We start from the raw sequence: 17,411 nt of genomic DNA on the forward strand, positions 1-17,411 counted from the left end.
TCCGATCAGTTAGCTTAACTATGGTTTCCACTTTTCCCAACTCTTTTGTAGATTTATCTGGTGTTCGTTTAGAAATTCGCTCATTGCAACCGCAATTAGTAGAATGGCGGCGACACCTGCATCAAAAACCAGAACTAGGATTTCAAGAAAAACTCACAGCTGAGTTAATTTCCCGCCAATTGCAAACCTGGGGCATTGACCATCAAACAGGCATAGCGGAAACTGGCATTGTAGCCACCATCAAAGGTAAAAAACCCGGTAGTAACAAAGTCTTGGCAATTCGGGCTGATATGGACGCTTTGCCAATTCAAGAACTCAATCAAGTTAGTTATAAATCCCAACATGACGGCATTATGCACGCCTGCGGACATGATGGACATACTGCGATCGCCGTTGGTACAGCATACTACCTTCACCGCCATTGTCAAGACTTTAGCGGTACTGTAAAAATCATCTTTCAGCCAGCAGAAGAAGGTCCAGGGGGTGCAAAACCAATGATTAGCGCAGGGGTACTCAAAAACCCTGATGTAGATGCAATCATCGGCTTACATCTATGGAATAACTTACCATTAGGTACTGTAGGCGTTCGCCCAGGGGCATTAATGGCAGCTGTGGAATGTTTTAACTGCACGATTTTAGGACGGGGTGGACATGGTGCCATGCCTCATCAAACCATTGATTCTGTAGTAGTTGCTGCCCAAATTGTCAACGCCCTACAAACCATTGTCTCCCGTAACGTCAACCCCATTGACTCCGCCGTGGTGACAGTGGGGGAACTTCATGCTGGAACCAAACTAAACATTATTGCTGATACAGCCCGCATGAGTGGTACTATCAGGTACTTTAACCCCGATTTGCGAGGATTTTTTCACCAACGAGTTGAGCAAATCATCGCCGGTGTCTGCCATAGTCACGGTGCAGAATATGAGTTAGAGTATTGCAGTCTTTACCCCCCAGTGATCAACGATCCAGCCATGGCAGAACTAGTCAAGTCAGTAGCAGAAGAAGTCATAGAAACCCCCCTGGGTGTTGTACCAGAATGTCAAACCATGGGAGGTGAAGATATGTCATTTTTCCTACAGGAAGTTCCCGGTTGTTATTTCTTTGTTGGGTCTGCCAACCCTGAAAAAAACCTCGCCTATCCCCATCATCATCCCAGATTTGACTTTGACGAAACCGCCTTAGCCATAGGTGTAGAAATATTTGTTCGTAGTGTAGAGAAATTTTGCCACGGTTAAATCACCAATGACCAAAGCCCCCTGGCGAAGCGCCATCGCTGCCGCCCTGCATCGTAATCGTAGCCTCGTATATGCCCGTTACCTACAACTAGCAACGGTGGGGGAAAATCATCGCCCTGCCAACCGCACCGTTGTTTTTCGCGGGTTTCTGGAAAATACCAACCAACTAAAATTTATTACTGATAGCCGTAGTGAAAAAAAAGACCAAATACAAAAACAACCCTGGGCAGAAATTTGTTGGTACTTTCCCCACACCAGGGAACAATTTCGCCTTTCTGGTTGTTTAACCCTCATAGAAGTTGATCATACTGAACCCATCCTTCAAGCAGCCAGAATTAAAACCTGGCAAGAATTAAGTGATGCAGCCCGTTTACAATTTGCTTGGCCTCATCCTGGTAAACCCAGAGTGGAAGTAGCCACAGCATTTGAGCCACCACCACCTGACTTTACCGAGCCTTTAGCCAATTTTTGCCTACTGCTGATGGAACCAATAGAAGTAGATCATTTAGAATTGCGGGGAAAACCACAAAATCGGCGAATTTACCGCCGAGATGAGCAACAAATCTGGTCGGTTCAAGAAGTTAATCCCTAGTCGTGGGTAGTGACTAAATTCCTGCACCATCGAGAAATTGTTGAATTGCCTTGTCTCTGAGGCTGCATAAAGGCGCATCTGGTAATAAGTGCATTTCACGACCAGCCCCAGCAACAGATACAACATGAGTTTTGAGAGAAGATTGGCTGTCCTGTAGATTTTGTATTTGTTGTTCTAGTGATTCAATGCGATTAACTAAAGCGCGAATAACTTCAGCTTCTGAGTCGGGTAAATTGTTGTGTTCTAGGGGTGCAACTCGCACACCAGAACGATAAACAATGCGACCGGGTACACCCACAACTGTACAATCTGTAGGCACATCTCTGAGAACAACAGACCCTGCACCAATGCGGACATTATTACCAATGTGAATGTTACCCAGCACCTTGGCACCTGCTCCCACCACAACATTTTCTCCCAGTGTGGGATGGCGCTTACCGGTTTGTTTGCCAGTTCCCCCAAGGGTGACACCTTGATAAATCAAGGCATAATCCCCCACTATGGCTGTTTCACCAATTACTACCCCCATACCGTGGTCAATAAAAACACCCTGGCCAATTGTTGCCCCTGGGTGAATTTCGATTCCCGTCAAAAACCGGGCTGTGTGAGAAATTAAGCGGGGAAAAAACGGCACACCGATATCATGCAGCCAGTGAGCCAGCCGATGAAATAGTAGGGCTTGCAAACCTGGGTAACAAAACAAGACCTCTAACCAGTTCCGGGCTGCTGGGTCACGTTCAAATATGATGCGAAAATCAGCACCTAGTTTAGAAAGCACGAGATAATACCCTCGGAAAGCACCAACGAGCTACCTTTCCATACTATCGTTATTAGGTTAAGAACAATGAACTGCAAGTTGATTAATGCAGGAATTGCATTAATACACCCCCCTTGAGCAATTTTGCCTCTTCACCGTAACTACTAATAGTAAGCGATCGCAGGTTGTGAAAAAACGGTTGACCCACTATTTCCAGCACCTGCAAAATTGGCAATTGACTTTCTAACAGAGTTTTGCTTTTAGTCCAATCCACATACACATACCCTTGATTAGATTTCGGAATAGCAGCCATACTATCTAAAAAATTGCGATTTCTGGCCTTAACTTGTCCATCAGCCATTAAAGCCCCGTGGTTATTTGTCATCACTTGATCCAAAACTTCCAAACTTGAAGCGAAAATTTGGTAATTTCCCAGAATTGTATGTACTCCTTGTACCTGAGCATCAATAGCGAATTTTCGCCCTTCTTCACCAGATGCGGCTTGAGCAGCAGCAGTTAACTTTGTCCAAGCATAAATTTTTTGTTCATTCAAGTTAACAGAACTGAGGCTCAGTCCACGGGATGCAGCAATGGCATCTAAACCAGCAACTCCCTGGGGCACATCCTCTTTATTTTCCACTACAAACACCCAATCAACCGCAGTTGATTTTCTCTGGGGTAACAAAGCCAGAGCATATTCACCTTTTACCCAACTAAAGATATCCCCCTTCAATGTCATACCTTGGTTTTTTTCCAGTTCTGTTAATGGTGCTACTAAGCCAGAAATGCCATCTGTTCCCGAACTAGAGAAAACGGTTTTAATTTGTGTCCAGAGTTGCCCTAAATCACTATCACCCAAATTATTTAAATCAGAACCGCAAATAATTAAACTTGCTCCATCTGGGATATATTCTAAAGCCGCCACGGGATGAGAAACCGATGGAGAAGGAGCAACGAGGATTGAGTCACTGAGAAAATTAGTTTCTGCCCACAACCCTTGGGAATTGACAGACAAAGAAATCATTTGGCTATGAAAAGTCGCGGACGGTAATTCCCAGCCTTGCCATTGTGCCAGAGCAGGAAGATTAAAAAAAGCTGTAGCCAAAGATTTTTTAGGCAGTTGTTGGCTGGCCCTTTGGTATGGGGAAGAACTGAGCAAATTAAGGCCGGGAGCCTGGACATTATTAATTGCCTCTCGCAACACCTTGGGATGATTGGCAAATAACACAAACTCACCGACTATTGCACCAGCTAGGGAATTAGAACCGTCAGATAACAGCTTTACCCCTTGATATTGTTCCACAGCTAAATTACCCCCGGCTAAGACTCCCTGGGAAAATAACAAATCTAAAAACTCCCGGCTTTGTCTTGGTTTATCTGTAGCTAGTGCCATTAAGTATCCTGGCTGCATTCCGTTGTCTGGGTCGCGATCAATATCTAAACTAGTAACAGACAGGGTGATTTCATTTCCTAACCACGGTTTAATATCTTTTTGGTAATTTATGGCACTGTGAGCCAATAAACTGGTTTTCAGGTGAGATAATTCCCCGCTAGGGTCTTGGGACTGCAAGCCCTCTGGATTTCCCAGCAGTGAAACCATCACCGGAGCTAGTTTTGAGACAAACATGGCAGCACCGGGACTAGGAGTAGTCACAAACTTGACTTGTGGTTTAGCGAAAAACCAGTAAAGACCAGCGATCGCTATAATGACGGTGACAATGACACCAACCACCAAAAAACCTAATGAGCGTTGAGTATTTACATTAGACATAATAAACGAGAGATAAATCTGACCACCAGAATGGGATTAGAGCTAGGTCCTTCTGGGACTGCTTTTTAGTATGTTATAATGCGACAGCAGTCTGCATAGGGCATCGGCACGACTTTAAACGCAACAGGAACCACTGTCAGACTGCTTCGCATATAAGGTTATTTACAAAAATCTCATGACAGAGAATCCTTCTGATCAAGTCATTACTCAAATTAGTGTAGAGGAACTAGCGCAACGTCTGTCTTTTGGTGATGCAGCTACTCAGTTAATAGATGTGCGCGAACCTCAAGAACTAGCCAACGCTAGAATTGAGGGCTTTGTTAACCTCCCCTTGAGCGAATTTGCCGAATGGGGCCATCAAATCCTGACCATGTTTAATCCCCACGCAGAAACACTTGTGTTGTGTCATCATGGTATTCGTTCGGCTCAGATGTGCCAGTGGCTCCTGGCTCAGGGTTTTAGAAACGTTAAAAATATTACTGGTGGTATTGATGCTTATTCCTTATTAGTTGACCCTTCCATTCCTCAATACTAATGGCATTTTTGACCGAAATATCAACGGCGACCAGAGCTACTGGCTTCAGACATGGGGGTTAGCCGTTGGCGATTAAAATCGCCTTCCCCATTCTTCAAAGCAGGGAACCTCAGTGAAGTTGGAATCCCCCGCCTTTAGCCCAGGGGATTTGTCAACAAAGTAATATAGTAATATACTAGTAGGGTTGCTTAAGGCTACGGTATTCATTTGCCTTCTCACCCACCATCATATGATGGTGGGTTCCCTTGTCCCTAACCCATGAAAATAAGTATCCTAAAGTACAATTCTTTTTTAACCAAACTGCGATAATATTTGAATAACAATAAATAACAACAAATAACAACCTGAGTGTTAGTAACTACAAGAAAGCTAAATATTTTGCTAAATTGAATATTTAACACATCATATACTTTTTTTAAAAATCCCAACATTTGCCTTCAGTAAAACATAGCTTATGGAAGTCCAATTAACCAACCGACAACAACATATACTTTGGGCAACAGTACGCCACTACATAGCCACAGCCGAGCCGGTAGGTTCCAAGGCTTTGGTGGATGAATATGACCTGGGGGTGAGTTCAGCCACAATTCGTAATATCATGGGCGTTTTAGAAAAATCTGGGTTACTATACCAGCCACACACCTCTGCTGGTAGAGTACCCTCAGATTCCGGCTATCGCATTTATGTTGACCAGTTAATTAAACCTTCTCTGGCAGACAATATGCGAACAGATGTTTTAGCCAAGGAAGTAGAATTAGCCCTGCAAAATCGCTTACAATGGGAAGACTGGAGTTTAGAAACTCTGTTGCAAGGTGCAGCGCAAATTTTAGCAAGCGTCAGTGGCTGCATCAGTTTGATTACCATGCCCCAAACCAGCACAGCAACTTTGCGACATCTGCAATTAGTGCAAATTGAAGCTAACAAAATCATGCTAATTGTGGTCACTGATACCTATGAAACTCATTCCCGCATGATGAATTTGTCCCTAGACGAAAAAGAACCAACACCAGACCCAGAAGCAATAGATCATGAATTGCAAATTGTCTCTAATTTTTTGAATACCCACCTGCGAGGCCGTAGTTTATTAGAATTAATCACCATAGACTGGAGCGCCTTAGATCAAGCCTTCCAACGTTATGGGGAATTTTTGAAAAGTTCAGTCAAAGAATTAACCCGTCGCCATCTCACACCAACTACAACCCAAATCATGGTTAGAGGAGTGGCAGAAGTTATGCGCCAGCCAGAATTTTCTCAATTACAGCAAATACAGACAATTATTCATCTACTGGAAGAGGAACAAGACCAATTGTGGCAATTAATCTTTGGTGAATCAGAAACAGAAGAATTGGGTAAGTCTAAGGTAACAGTTCGCATTGGCACAGAAAACCCCTTAGAGCCGATACGTACCTGCACCTTAATTACTTCTACCTATCGCCGGGGCTTGCTACCTGTGGGAAGTGTGGGAGTTTTAGGGCCAACACGCCTTAATTATGAAGGGGCGATGACAGTTGTAGCTGCTGCTGCTGACTACCTCTCGGAAGCTTTTAGTTAATTACTTTTGATAATGGTGAAAAAAATTATCTTCCCTTTGCTATGGCTAGGATTTGTTACCTATGCTTTTACCCTAGCCCCTCCGGATCAACCTGATACATTGGAGTTAATTAAAAAACTGTCCCTTGGTGAATGGCAAGGTATTAATCCCCTAGTGATAGCATTATTTAATATTATGGGCATCTGGCCTATGATTTACAGTGCTGTTTTATTCATTGATGGTAGAGGACAAAAAATACCAGCTTGGCCATTTGCCATCGCTTCTTTTGCCCTGGGTGCTTTTGCCCTATTACCCTATCTAGCATTAAGGGAACCAAATCAACAATTTTCTGGTGAAAAAAATCTTTTCATCAAGTTACTAGATTCTCGGGTCACTGGTTGGATCCTAACCATAGGCGCAGTAATTCTAGTAACCTATGGTTTACAGGGGGATTGGGGAAACTTGATACAGCAGTGGCAAAGCAGCCGTTTTATCCATGTCATGAGTCTAGATTTTTGCTTACTTTCTTTGTTATTTCCAGCACTATTAGCAGACGACATAGCCCGTAGAGGGGAAAAAAATCAGCAATTTTTCTGGTTAATAGCCTTAGTTCCCCTATTCGGTCCGTTGATTTATTTATCTGTCCGTCCTTCGTTACCAGAAACATAAACTTGTGGTAGCCACCACCAAGGAACATGGGGGTATTGGTGATGTTCGTAATGGTAGCCAAAATGGTAACAAGTTATAAACGACCACCAAATTGGACGGCTAATGGTTTGGGAACGATGAGGGTCTTGGTATCCTCCCACTGGTTCACGATGGGGTAGAAAAGTTCCAAAATAAAATAATTGTAAGGAACTTACAATTGAGGGAATGACCCAAAAGTAAGTGAGATTATCTTCTGGAATATGCCAGAAATATGTCACCAGGTTATAAATAACCATCAATGTGATAATTTGCAGCCAACTCCAGTAACCTTTCATAAAATGTAAATACCAAGCAAAGAAATTTTTATGCTTACCGTTGTGAAAATCCGGATCTGTTTCACTAGCTGGGTTGTGGTGATGTAGCCAATGCTTTTTTAATAGTTTGGGATAAGACAACAAACCATAAAGAAACAAGCACAATGAACCGATAAAATGGTTAATTTGGGGATTTTTGGGAAAAACTACCCCGTGCATCGCATCATGCGCTGTAATAAACAGTCCCGTATATAAAAACGTTTGCCAAAATATCACCGGCAACAACACCCACAGTGTCCACTGGGATATATCAATATATAGTAACAAACCCAGGCTCACAGCCCATATACTAATGATGCCCATGGCTATAAAAAAGCCCCGATACAGGAATTTAGTTTTCACTGCTGGGGTGCTAGTGATTTTGACTTCAGGTAATGGTGATGGTTGTAACTGGAACACGCTATTACTCCGCGTAGAATTGACGGGGAAATCCTTAAAATGTAGTTGAGAGAACAATAGGCAGTGCCAATCATCCCAAACTGTAAACAATTATTAAGATAACTTAATTATTATCACACACATCATCCCCATGCCAAAAATCATCACCAGCCAGACAAAAACCCCGGAAAACTATCCGCCAAGTGCTTTAGTAGTGTAGACTGGGGTAGTGGTCCCTGTAAGTGATGCCAAGGTAAGATTTGTTGAGTTGACCAGTTGCTGTAAACATAAAAATCTAAGTCGGGAATTTCCCCTTTTAGTTGTTTAAAAGCACGTTTGTAGCTACCTAAAGAATCTCCAAACCCACGGGTTAATTCTAGAAGTTGGGACAGTCGGCGATCGCCCCTCGATAACAAAGCCTGGATAATTGACCAGTTATAGCTTTCTGGGCGAAATTCTATCCCCTGGGGCTTTAGTTGTTTTTGTAGCATCTTTAACCGCTTTTCTCCCTCCCTATTCACCCCAAACCATTGAAATGGTGTGTGGGATTTGGGTACAAATGTACTGCATCCCAAAGTTAACCGCAGTCCTGGGGCAGCTTTTTTGATGCTTTGCATCATATCCACAGTTTGCTGTAAATCTTCTGGTTCCTCACCTGGTATACCTACCATACCGTATAATTTCAAAGCTTTTAATCCTCCAGCCTTGGCATTAATGGCAGCTTGGATGATTTGATCATTATGCAGCTTTTTATTAATGATTTGCCGCAGTTTTTCTGAACCACTTTCTACAGCAATAGTAAGCGATCGCGTGTCTCTCTTAGCCAAAGTTTCCGCCAGCTGCACCGTTACCGTATTAGTTCGCACTGAAGCAATACTCAAACGCACATCATCATATTTTGGCTGACTGATGTAATCTAGCAGAGCTTCAAACTCTGGATGCTGGGTGACAGAAGCCCCCAACAACCCCAGACGATTTGTCACAGCCAACCCTTTTTCAATAGCGGGAATTAAAGAACTATTCAGGCTAGCTGTTCTAAAAGGTAATGTTAAATAACTAGCTAAACAGAAGCGGCACATTTCCGGACAACTCCGCACCACTTCCACCATATAGATACTTTCCCAAGCAGCTTTTTCTGTCACCACTGTTGAGGTTGATAAACTATTCCCTCGGTAAGTTTGCTTTTGCACCACTAAGGGAACCTCCGGCGAAATTGGTTTAATTGACTTAATCTCACCATCTTTACCTTGATATTCCACATCATACAAACTGGGAACATAAATTCCTGGTACTTGGGCCAATGCTTGTAATTGAGTTGTTCTAGAAGCCTGTCTAACTTGTTTGTAACTCTCAATAAAATTGGGTAAGAGATTTTCCCCATCACCCAGCAAAATCACATCAAAAAAATCTGCAAACGGTTCTGGGTTAGCTGTCAGCACTGGACCACCGCCAAAAACTAGGGGGTGGGAATCATCACGCCCATTAGCCCGAATGGGAATATCTAAAGATTCTAATAAACTTAAAATATTCACATAATCCAGTTCCCAAGAAATGGAAAACCCTAAAATCTCCGGTTTTCTGGGCAATTGCTCCCTAATATCGGTAAATAAGCGACTGACTTGCACATCTTCCCGCATGGCTAAAGTAGCCCACACCACCTGATAGCCCAGGCTAGTAATACCCACCGTGTATTCATTGGGAAAAGCAAAAATCACGGGTATAGCATCGGTTTGGGGGGTAGTGGGGCTAAATAACCAGCGTTCAGAAGCAAATACAGATGAAGTCACAGGTGTTGATCAAAAGCAAGTTTATCTATATTTCATTTTAAGCCATAGCATTATCAGGTTGAAAAATAAAGTCACGGTGTTAGATAGAATAATTGGCCAAGAGTTAAGACAGATGCCATATATTAACCATAAAAACAGACCACTCATAAATGTAACCAGCATCAGGTAAGACACGTCTTTGGCTGATTTGGTTTGCCAGGTCTTCAACATTTGGGGCAAAAAAGCGCCAGTTGTTAAACTAGCGGCACATAATCCTAACAGTGTGATAAAATCCATAAATGGTTGATTTTTGAAGGATACCTTGAGCTAGACTTACCTTTCTGGATTATACAATCATATTTGACAAAATTTAACAATATGAACAGCCAAATCATAGATGCCAAAGCCTATTTAATTTTTGATCTTTTAGAATCTCTCGATTTGCCCTTTAGTTTTGAGGCATCATTTAAGATGACTCAGAATACCCTCATGAAAAATCGTTTTATTTTAGGAATAGAAAACTCAGATAAATTGAGAGAAAATATCTTGTATATTTGCCAAAGTATTAATATGCCTAATCAATATTTGGAGATATTTCTGCAAAATTTACCTAATGCTAATATGATATCTGTGGGTTTTGAAAGTGATGCAATTAGTTGTATGTATAAAGCTTATTTAGAATTTTGGGGTAAAACAATTTATGAACTAAAGCAGAAATATAATAAAACGGAACCTGTGGTTTTATATTTGGGTTTTAAATGGAATGCTCTAGACAACACCAAAGGCCTTATATCTAAATACAGATGCCATCCTTTGCTAGCCGTGGAAATGATTTTACAAAGGATATCAGGTATTTATCAAGATGACCAGCACCTGCCTGCAAGAGAAATCGTCAAGGATATAATTAATTTAGCTAGTCAAAGAGCTAATGATACTCAATTTATATACCTAGAGGTGAGTGAAGAGAACAACCAGCGTAAATCATTTGATATTAACTTGTATCCGGCTAACCTGCAATTACAGGATATTCAGCATTATCTAGGGAAAATGTGCCAGCATTACGCCATCCCCACGGTGAATTTTAATTCATTGTATCAACAAATCAATACAAAGACATTAGGACATTTATCTGGTGGTATTGATAGAGAGGGGAGAGAGTTTTTAACACTTTATTATCAAGTCTAGTCATGACAGCGAATTTTGCCCAGTTTTGGTTTTAAATGAACAAAAATGCTTTGTAAATACCCATCGCCTTTTGTTAGGGATACCACAGGATAAATCCTATTGAGCCGCGTTTCATCCCTTCGCTAAAGCCTAGGGTTGATCACCCTCCCACCATGTTTTGATTAAATTACCCGACACTGGCCATGATGGCGTAACAAATGATCACATAAAACTAAAGCCACCATTGCCTCTACCATAGGCACAGCACGAGGTAAAACACAAGGATCATGTCTACCTTTAGCAGCTAATGTAGTTTCTTCCCCAGCTTGAGTAACTGTTTTTTGCTCCTTTCTAATGGTAGCTGTGGGCTTAAACGCCGCTCGCAATACAATATTTTCCCCGTTAGCAATTCCCCCTTGAATACCACCAGAACGGTTGGTCAGAGTGCGAATTTCTCCATGGTCATCAATATAAAATTCATCGTTGTGTTCAATTCCGGTTAACAATGTCCCCGCAAAACCGGAACCAATTTCAAAGCCTTTGCTAGCAGGGAGAGACATAACACCTTTAGCCAAATCAGCCTCTAATTTATCAAACACCGGTTCCCCTAAACCTTTAGGGACATTCCTGGCTACACATTCCACCACACCACCAATAGAATTACCTTCTTGACCAATACGCTCTATCAACTCAATCATGCGTTCTGCTGACTCCGCATCAGGACAGCGCACAATATTACTTTCTACTTGTTCTAATGTAACAGTGTTGGGGTCAACTACCCCCTCTAAGTCCTTGATCCGCTTAACGTAACCGATGATTTCAATATTAGCAAATTGACGGAGAATTTTTTTAGCGATCGCACCTGCGGCCACTCTGCCTATTGTCTCACGGGCTGAGGATCTACCCCCTCCCTGCCAATTACGGATACCATACTTAGCGTCATAAGTTGCATCGGCGTGGGATGGGCGATACTTTTGCGCCATCTCGTCGTAGTCTTGCGGGCGGGTGTCCTTGTTCCGCACCATAATAGCTATAGGTGTTCCCAAAGTTTTACCCTCAAATACTCCAGACAAGATTTCGCAACTATCAGCTTCTTTGCGGGGTGTAGTAATTTTACTTTGTCCCGGTCGTCTTCTGTCCAGTTCCCCTTGAATTTCTGCCGCAGAAATTTCCAGTCGGGGGGGACAGCCATCAATTATCACTCCCACACCGCCGCCGTGGGACTCGCCAAAAGTAGTAATGCGAAATAAATGTCCGAAAGTATTGCCCATGATATGGAGAAAAAAAGTTAAGGCTTTTGTATTGTACCCAAAGTTTTTATTTAATCAAATGACAACTTTTTCGGGTCTTTCATCCTAAATCTTCATGAGTAAATGATTTTGCATTGGCTCCGGTGTAATTAGCTACTATATGACCATCTCCCCTCATTTGATACTTATAAGTAACTAACCCTTCCAGTCCCACCGGTCCACGGGGAGGCATTTGTTGAGTGCTGATACCCACTTCCGCACCGAAACCATAACGGAAACCATCAGCAAAGCGAGTAGAACAGTTATGAAATACTCCAGCCGCGTTCACCAGTCCAAAAAAAGTTTCCACAGCCCCCATATCCTCTGTGATAATAGCATCAGTATGACGAGAACCATATTCATTAATATGAGCGATCGCTTCTTCTATAGAGTCTACTATTTTAACTGCTAAAATCAAATCACTGTATTCTGTATGCCAATCTGTCACCGTAGCTAGATCCGGCAAAATTTCTAAACTGCGTTGGTCACCTTTTAATACCACATCCACCCCTTGCAAAGCTGCGGCAACTTTAGGTAAAAACTCTGAGGCCACCGCTTGGTGAATTAACAAAGTTTCAACAGCATTACAAGCCGCTGCATATTGAACTTTAGCATCAACAGTAACTGTAATTGCCTTAGCCAAATCAGCAGCCTGATCTATATAAAGATGACAAACACCGTCAGCGTGTCCTAACACAGGAATGCGAGTGTGGTCTTGGACAAACTGCACAAAAGAATTAGAACCCCTAGGAATAATTAAATCTACATATTTATCTAACTTTAACAGTTCTACAGTTTCTTCTCTAGTGGTCAATAACTGTACACTATCTGAATTAACAGCAGTGTGAGATAATCCTTCCTTGATAGCCTTAACTATAGCAGCACAAGATCCACTAGCTTCTTTTCCACCTTTGAGAATAACACCATTACCCGACTTGATAGCCAAAGACACAATTTGAATAGCTGCTTCCGGGCGGGCTTCAAAAATAATTGCCAACACACCCAAAGCGCAAGTTATCCGCTTGAGAACTAAACCAGTATCTAGTTGGCGGTGAATTTGCACTTGACCAACAGGATCAGGTAATTTAGCCACATCTCGCACCCCGGCGATGGTATCTCTTAACTTATGTTCATCTAACTGCAAGCGTTTATATAGAGGTTTAGAGATACCCCCAGCCGCCGCGGCTTGACAGTCAGCCATATTTGCCTCTAGTATGTCCCCCTTAGCTAATTCCAAAGCTTCAGCCATAGCTTCTAAAGCTTGATTTTTGGACTCAGTGGGCAGAACTGCCAACTTACTAGCACTGGTGCGGGTTTTTTGAGCAACGGTAATTAAAGCAGTAGTCATATGAAAAAACTCGGTTTTTCTCTCATCCTATCAATAGCATTAAACACGTGAGATACAAATGTAAAAGTCTTGTAACACAAGCATCCTGCTTGTTAATGTACCCCACTCAAGCCTGAAAACCGCCATATTGGCATCAAGTCATTAACTTTTGAACCCAGAAAATTTATTACTTGTTAAGATTCTGTAACTCTGATCATTACATATATAGATTTGGGGTATAAATAAATCAAATCCTACTTCTGTGGTTAGTGAATACTATGTCATTGCAATCTGGACTAGATGCCTTTCAACAAGGACGTTATCAAGAAGCAGTGGAACTACTAGAACAATTCACCCGGAATTGTGTTGATCAAAATTCCTCTGACTACTTTTCAGCGCAGATGTGGCTAATACAGGCTTATCACGGTACAGGACAAACGGCAACAGCGACCATTCTGTGTCAAAAATTAATGGCGAGTCAAAACCCCCAGGTGCGTCAATGGGCAGAAACAGCCCAGCAGTATTTAACTCAACAGCCAAACCATGCCAACACCATGCCAAAAGCTGGACGTGCGGCTACTACTGGTGTAAAATTGGCAATGGCAGGTCTGGGGGGTAATTTAGTTTTAGCTTCCGGGGTCACCATTAGTTTAATGTCTGGTATGGTGTTAGCCCTGGGTTTGAGCTTAGTATTAATTGTTGGTAGTGAGAATCCACTGCAAGGGTTAACCACCGCCATTGTCATTACCTTAATTTTCAATCTGGCTGCTTTCTTCCTGTCTCCCTTCATTATGGACTTAACCCAACGCTGGCTTTACCAGACTCGCTGGGTAGACTTAGCAGAAGTTGACAGCCTCAGCCCAGAAGCAGCTAAAGTTATTTCTCAAATCTGCCAAGAAAAACATCTTAAAATTCCGCGTCTGGGAATCATTAATGACCAAAACCCCACGGCTTTTACTTATGGTTCCTTACCTAATAGCGCTCGGTTGGTGGTTAGTCAAGGACTGTTTACCTATTTAGATGATGATGAAGTTGCTACCGTCTACGCCCATGAACTAGGACACATTGTTCATTGGGACTTTGCAGTGATGACAGTAGCTTCTACCTTAGTTCAGATTTGCTACCTGATTTACACTACAGCCAGAAATTTGGGTCGTGGTGGTGATAACAAAATCAAAGATGCTTTACAAACTGCTGCTTTCCTGGCTTACTTGTTTTATATAGCGGGTACTTATTTATTGTTGTACCTCTCCCGTACTAGAGAATATTTTGCTGACCACTTTGCCGCAGAAAATACAGGTAATCCCAATGGATTATCTCGGGCATTGGTAAAAATTGCCTATGGTATTTTAGAAGAAAAAGCGCGATCGCCGGAACCCAGTCGTTTAATTGAAGGTACTCGCGCTTTAGGTATTTATGACCATAAAGCCGCAGCTTCTACAGGAACTGCTTACCGCATTGCATCAGACCCCCAAAAAATTGGGCGTGTATTTTTGTGGGATATGTTTAACCCCTGGGGCTGGTGGATGGAATTAAACTCTACTCATCCTTTAACAGGTAAACGTGTACGTGCTTTGAGTACCTATGCTGAACAGTTAGGTTTACCAACCGAGTTTGACATGGGAAGAGTGATGGGAGAAGGAAAAACTCTCAATAAAAATCAACTTTACGGTAACTTTTTCCTAGACATCCTGTTATATGGTGCTGAAACCATTGGTTTCTTAGCCGGGTTGGTAGTTGGTGTGGTGAGTTCCACCAGTACCGGTTTATTACTGGGTGCGCCACTAATGGGCTTGGGTTTGGGAATATTGATCAAAACTTTGGTCATGTTTCCCCAATACCAACAAGCACAGCCTACTGATATTCTCACCTTAATGTCAGACCCTTACGCTAGTCCTTTACGTGGACAACCCGCAAAACTAGCAGGTTCACTCATTGGTCGTGGCGACGCTGGTTATCAATTTGGTTCTGATTTAAAAATTCAAGACCCCAGTGGAATGCTTTATCTGCGCTACGCCTCGCGTTTTGGAAGCATCGGTAATTTTTTATTTGGGATGAAACGAGTAAAAAGCTTGATTGGTGAACAGGTGGGGGCTTTGGGTTGGTTTCGTCGCGGTGTTGCGCCTTGGATGGATTTAATCCAAATTGAAAGTGAAAATGGCACGGTGGTTAATAGTTTTCATCGCTTGTGGTCATTTATCCTGGGTAGTGGTGCCATGATTCTGGGAATAGTCTTGATGGCATTTGTGTAAAAAATAATAAGTCTAAGTGTGTAAGTATTGAATATTACTGCTCTTTGGCTAATTGGGCTTTTGCCTCTTGCCATAAAGACTCTAACTCATCTAAACTATAATCACACAAGGGGCGGTTAATAACCGCCTCTATTTTTTCCAGTCGTTCTACAAAGCGCTGATTTGTTCCTTGTAAAGCGGCGCTGGGGTCGAGATTATACCAACTGGCTAATTGCAACACAGCAAATAATAAATCACCCAACTCTGCTTGTTGACGTTCCGCTGTTTCCTCAGCTACAGCCTGTTGAAATTCTCCCAACTCCTCATGAAACTTCCCCCACACACCGTCAATATTTTCCCACTCAAAACCCACAGCAGCCGCTTTAGTGGAAATCTTCATAGCCGCCATTAAAGGCGGGAGTGTGCGGCGATAACGATGCAGTTTTGCACTAAGTTGATGTTGTAAAGTTTCTCCCTTTTCCCCAGCTTTAATAGCTTCCCAATTCTGCCGTACTTGATCCACAGTTTCCACCGACACATCACCAAATACATGGGGATGACGACGAATCAATTTTTCAGAAATACCCCTAGCCACTTCTGTTAAACTAAATTGTCCCGAATCACTAGCAATTTGGGCTTGCAAAACCACCTGTAATAATAAATCTCCCAACTCTTCTTGAATGGCTGGTTGATCCTGTTCTTGAATAGCATTAACCACTTCATAGGCTTCTTCAATCACATAAGGGATCAGACTTTGGGGAGTTTGTGCTAAATCCCAGGGACAGCCCCCATCAGGAGAACGCAATTTAGCCACCACCTCAATTAATTCCTGCAATGCTGCCAAATTCTCATTCATAAACACCTCCGCTTATTTCCGCTTCCCCTTCCTCACCTTACCACTAGGAAGCAAACCGCGAACCCCCTGCTTTTTTACCTGCTTATAAGCTGAACTACCCCAATCACTCACAGAATGACTCATAGCACCAAGTTCTAAACCCAAGAATAAAGCCCCGTATTCTGTAGTGTAAACCAGGAGCGATCGCACCACTGCTACAACCAAATCCTGCCATGTCCAAGCCACAAGCCCCAACTTTTCCCCCATCACCACCATCACCACCGCCACCACTCCCAGCAAACAGCCTAAATAAATCACCCGTAGAGTTGTACCAATAACCGGACCGTGGGACAACACCGACCGATGGCGGAGACTTTTTTGATAAGGTCGCCAAATACAGCGCAAAACCCCCCAGCGTTGGAACTGACGCGAGTAAATATCTAAGTCAGGACCAAACATCAAACCGCTAAACATAAACCCACCAGCAACTAACAAAGTTAAGTTACTACTCCCAGTTTGCCACAAGGTCACCCCAGCCACCAACGGCAGAGTATATAAGGTAATGCGATCATGGGTTCCACCAGAGGGCATAGCTCTATGTGCAAAGGATAACTGAGTTATTGTAGGTGAAAAAAAAAATTTTCCCAAGGACTTGCGCAATTAAAAATCCTCTGCTATATTATATAAATGTGAGAGCAAACGGGTGGTTAGCTCAGTTGGTAGAGCGCCTGCCTTACAAGCAGGATGTCACTGGTTCGAGTCCAGTACTACCCATAATGTTTTTAGGTTTAACCCAAACTCTATAAAACCTACTTTAACCCATATTTAACCCACGTCAACATACTACTTAAAGTAATTTTGTGTAATACGTACATAAGTACTATAACAAGTTGATATAAATATGGGATAATAATATTAGAGGCTAAACCTTGCTGTATAACAGTTACAGCGTTTTATAGGGAGGGTCAAACCTTA

At 42.5% G+C, this 17,411-nt stretch carries 16 protein-coding genes and 1 tRNA gene; 8 read left to right on the plus strand and 9 right to left on the minus strand.

Going from position 1 to position 17,411, the window contains the following annotated elements; translation table 11 throughout:
* Positions 1-20 precede the first annotated feature (20 nt).
* Positions 21-1,238, plus strand: a complete 1,218-nt coding sequence (locus NWP17_RS09865) for a M20 metallopeptidase family protein (RefSeq protein ID WP_280654739.1) — start codon at positions 21-23, stop codon at positions 1,236-1,238.
* Between the two features lie 7 nt (positions 1,239-1,245).
* The gene (locus NWP17_RS09870; RefSeq protein ID WP_280654740.1) at positions 1,246-1,830 is read left to right on the plus strand and encodes an Npun_F5749 family FMN-dependent PPOX-type flavoprotein; all 585 of its coding nucleotides are present in this window, start codon (positions 1,246-1,248) and stop codon (positions 1,828-1,830) included.
* Between the two features lie 13 nt (positions 1,831-1,843).
* On the opposite strand, the gene cysE is transcribed toward NWP17_RS09870, so the two are convergent.
* Positions 1,844-2,608 (minus strand): serine O-acetyltransferase, encoded by a 765-nt coding sequence (gene cysE / locus NWP17_RS09875; RefSeq protein WP_280654741.1) that lies wholly within the window; start codon positions 2,606-2,608, stop codon positions 1,844-1,846.
* A gap of 82 nt (positions 2,609-2,690) precedes the next feature.
* Positions 2,691-4,358 (minus strand): DUF3352 domain-containing protein, encoded by a 1,668-nt coding sequence (locus NWP17_RS09880; RefSeq protein WP_280654742.1) that lies wholly within the window; start codon positions 4,356-4,358, stop codon positions 2,691-2,693.
* A 175-nt stretch (positions 4,359-4,533) separates the two neighbouring features.
* Here NWP17_RS09880 and NWP17_RS09885 point away from each other — a divergent pair, with 175 nt between their 5' ends.
* The 3 genes from NWP17_RS09885 (at position 4,534) to NWP17_RS09895 (ending at position 7,093) form a co-directional block, all read left to right on the plus strand.
* A complete protein-coding gene (locus tag NWP17_RS09885) occupies positions 4,534-4,893 on the plus strand; it encodes a rhodanese-like domain-containing protein (protein ID WP_280654743.1) in 360 nt (119 codons plus the stop codon).
* A gap of 454 nt (positions 4,894-5,347) precedes the next feature.
* The gene (gene hrcA, locus NWP17_RS09890) at positions 5,348-6,445 is read left to right on the plus strand and encodes a heat-inducible transcriptional repressor HrcA (RefSeq protein WP_280654744.1); all 1,098 of its coding nucleotides are present in this window, start codon (positions 5,348-5,350) and stop codon (positions 6,443-6,445) included.
* A 12-nt stretch (positions 6,446-6,457) separates the two neighbouring features.
* Positions 6,458-7,093 (plus strand): DUF2834 domain-containing protein, encoded by a 636-nt coding sequence (locus NWP17_RS09895; RefSeq protein WP_280654745.1) that lies wholly within the window; start codon positions 6,458-6,460, stop codon positions 7,091-7,093.
* On the opposite strand, the gene crtW is transcribed toward NWP17_RS09895, so the two are convergent.
* From crtW to NWP17_RS09910, 3 genes are all read right to left on the minus strand, one after another.
* Positions 7,057-7,845 (minus strand): beta-carotene ketolase CrtW, encoded by a 789-nt coding sequence (gene crtW, locus NWP17_RS09900; protein WP_280654746.1) that lies wholly within the window; start codon positions 7,843-7,845, stop codon positions 7,057-7,059. The two genes, NWP17_RS09895 and crtW, sit on opposite strands and share 37 nt — an antisense overlap.
* Before the next feature lie 143 nt (positions 7,846-7,988).
* Positions 7,989-9,611 (minus strand): B12-binding domain-containing radical SAM protein, encoded by a 1,623-nt coding sequence (locus NWP17_RS09905; RefSeq protein ID WP_280654747.1) that lies wholly within the window; start codon positions 9,609-9,611, stop codon positions 7,989-7,991.
* Between the two features lie 21 nt (positions 9,612-9,632).
* Entirely contained in the window at positions 9,633-9,887 is a 255-nt protein-coding gene (locus NWP17_RS09910) for a SemiSWEET family sugar transporter (RefSeq protein ID WP_280654748.1), read from the minus strand.
* A gap of 81 nt (positions 9,888-9,968) precedes the next feature.
* Between NWP17_RS09910 and NWP17_RS09915 the strand changes: the two genes are divergently transcribed.
* Positions 9,969-10,775 carry a hypothetical protein gene (locus NWP17_RS09915; protein WP_280654749.1) on the plus strand — a complete coding sequence of 269 codons (807 nt, stop codon included), beginning with the start codon at positions 9,969-9,971 and terminating at the stop codon, positions 10,773-10,775.
* 161 nt (positions 10,776-10,936) lie between these two features.
* Here the strand turns inward: NWP17_RS09915 and aroC are convergent, their stop codons facing one another.
* Both aroC and NWP17_RS09925 read right to left on the minus strand, forming a co-directional pair.
* Positions 10,937-12,025, minus strand: coding sequence for a chorismate synthase (gene aroC / locus NWP17_RS09920; protein WP_280654750.1), 1,089 nt, complete (start codon positions 12,023-12,025; stop codon positions 10,937-10,939).
* A 79-nt stretch (positions 12,026-12,104) separates the two neighbouring features.
* The gene (locus NWP17_RS09925) at positions 12,105-13,391 is read right to left on the minus strand and encodes a glutamate-5-semialdehyde dehydrogenase (RefSeq protein WP_280654751.1); all 1,287 of its coding nucleotides are present in this window, start codon (positions 13,389-13,391) and stop codon (positions 12,105-12,107) included.
* Positions 13,392-13,648: 257 nt separating this feature from the next.
* Here NWP17_RS09925 and NWP17_RS09930 point away from each other — a divergent pair, with 257 nt between their 5' ends.
* Positions 13,649-15,622 carry a M48 family metalloprotease gene (locus NWP17_RS09930; RefSeq protein WP_280654752.1) on the plus strand — a complete coding sequence of 658 codons (1,974 nt, stop codon included), beginning with the start codon at positions 13,649-13,651 and terminating at the stop codon, positions 15,620-15,622.
* A 34-nt stretch (positions 15,623-15,656) separates the two neighbouring features.
* On the opposite strand, the gene mazG is transcribed toward NWP17_RS09930, so the two are convergent.
* A complete protein-coding gene (gene mazG / locus NWP17_RS09935) occupies positions 15,657-16,457 on the minus strand; it encodes a nucleoside triphosphate pyrophosphohydrolase (protein WP_280654753.1) in 801 nt (266 codons plus the stop codon).
* Between the two features lie 12 nt (positions 16,458-16,469).
* On the minus strand, positions 16,470-17,027 hold the full coding sequence (locus tag NWP17_RS09940; protein ID WP_280654754.1) for a metal-binding protein: 558 nt from the start codon (positions 17,025-17,027) through the stop codon (positions 16,470-16,472).
* 110 nt (positions 17,028-17,137) lie between these two features.
* Between NWP17_RS09940 and NWP17_RS09945 the strand changes: the two genes are divergently transcribed.
* Positions 17,138-17,210, plus strand: a tRNA-Val gene (locus NWP17_RS09945).
* Positions 17,211-17,411: the final 201 nt, after the last annotated feature.

Origin of the sequence: Chrysosporum bergii ANA360D (assembly GCF_029891735.1) — a bacterium.
Taxonomy (GTDB): Bacteria; Cyanobacteriota; Cyanobacteriia; order Cyanobacteriales; family Nostocaceae; genus Umezakia; species Umezakia bergii.

What these genes read in the sequence shown, in the direction of transcription:
- NWP17_RS09865 (WP_280654739.1), top strand. Translation starts at nt 21, where the DNA reads ATGGTTTCCACTTTTCCCAACTCTTTTGTAGATTTATCTGGTGTTCGT.
- NWP17_RS09870 (WP_280654740.1), top strand. Translation starts at nt 1,246, where the DNA reads ATGACCAAAGCCCCCTGGCGAAGCGCCATCGCTGCCGCCCTGCATCGT.
- NWP17_RS09880 (WP_280654742.1), bottom strand. Translation starts at nt 4,358, where the DNA reads ATGTCTAATGTAAATACTCAACGCTCATTAGGTTTTTTGGTGGTTGGT.
- NWP17_RS09885 (WP_280654743.1), top strand. Translation starts at nt 4,534, where the DNA reads ATGACAGAGAATCCTTCTGATCAAGTCATTACTCAAATTAGTGTAGAG.
- hrcA (WP_280654744.1), top strand. Translation starts at nt 5,348, where the DNA reads ATGGAAGTCCAATTAACCAACCGACAACAACATATACTTTGGGCAACA.
- NWP17_RS09895 (WP_280654745.1), top strand. Translation starts at nt 6,458, where the DNA reads ATGGTGAAAAAAATTATCTTCCCTTTGCTATGGCTAGGATTTGTTACC.
- NWP17_RS09910 (WP_280654748.1), bottom strand. Translation starts at nt 9,887, where the DNA reads ATGGATTTTATCACACTGTTAGGATTATGTGCCGCTAGTTTAACAACT.
- NWP17_RS09915 (WP_280654749.1), top strand. Translation starts at nt 9,969, where the DNA reads ATGAACAGCCAAATCATAGATGCCAAAGCCTATTTAATTTTTGATCTT.
- aroC (WP_280654750.1), bottom strand. Translation starts at nt 12,025, where the DNA reads ATGGGCAATACTTTCGGACATTTATTTCGCATTACTACTTTTGGCGAG.
- NWP17_RS09925 (WP_280654751.1), bottom strand. Translation starts at nt 13,391, where the DNA reads ATGACTACTGCTTTAATTACCGTTGCTCAAAAAACCCGCACCAGTGCT.
- NWP17_RS09930 (WP_280654752.1), top strand. Translation starts at nt 13,649, where the DNA reads ATGTCATTGCAATCTGGACTAGATGCCTTTCAACAAGGACGTTATCAA.
- mazG (WP_280654753.1), bottom strand. Translation starts at nt 16,457, where the DNA reads ATGAATGAGAATTTGGCAGCATTGCAGGAATTAATTGAGGTGGTGGCT.
- NWP17_RS09940 (WP_280654754.1), bottom strand. Translation starts at nt 17,027, where the DNA reads ATGCCCTCTGGTGGAACCCATGATCGCATTACCTTATATACTCTGCCG.